The following is a 383-nucleotide window of genomic DNA, read 5'->3' as shown; positions in this document are numbered from 1 at the left end:
TTTACCACTAAACTACACCCGCGTGGTCGGGAAGACAGGATTTGAACCTGCGACCCCCTGGTCCCAAACCAGGTGCTCTACCAAGCTGAGCCACTTCCCGTAAATGGCGCGCCCGAGAGGACTCGAACCCCTAACCTTTTGATCCGTAGTCAAACGCTCTATCCAATTGAGCTACGGGCGCTTATTATGTCGTCTGTTTTTGCGACTTAATTAATATAACACACTGTGAATTTTAATGCAAGTGTTTTTTCTTTTCCTTGGTGCGGCCGAGAGGACTTGAACCTCCACGGGGTTTCCCCCACTAGGCCCTCAACCTAGCGCGTCTGCCATTCCGCCACGACCGCGCGGAATTAAAATGGTGAGCCATGAAGGACTCGAACCTT

At 51.4% G+C, this 383-nt stretch carries 3 tRNA genes; all 3 read right to left on the bottom strand.

From position 1 onward, the window contains the following. Window positions 1-23: 23 nt before the first annotated feature. The 3 genes from BAMA_RS23385 to BAMA_RS23375 all read right to left on the bottom strand — a co-directional run bounded on the left by BAMA_RS23385 (window position 24) and on the right by BAMA_RS23375 (window position 344). Window positions 24-100 (bottom strand) — tRNA-Pro (locus BAMA_RS23385). A 4-nt stretch (window positions 101-104) separates the two neighbouring features. Continuing rightward, window positions 105-181, bottom strand: a tRNA-Arg gene (locus BAMA_RS23380). 77 nt (window positions 182-258) lie between these two features. Then, window positions 259-344: transfer RNA gene (locus tag BAMA_RS23375), tRNA-Leu, on the bottom strand. Between the last annotated feature and the right edge of the window lie 39 nt (window positions 345-383).

Source organism: Bacillus manliponensis (genome assembly GCF_000712595.1).
GTDB classification, from domain to species: Bacteria; Bacillota; Bacilli; order Bacillales; family Bacillaceae_G; genus Bacillus_A; species Bacillus_A manliponensis.
The sequence above is the reverse complement of the archived record's forward strand: the minus strand, read 5'-3'. Positions and strand labels throughout refer to the sequence as shown.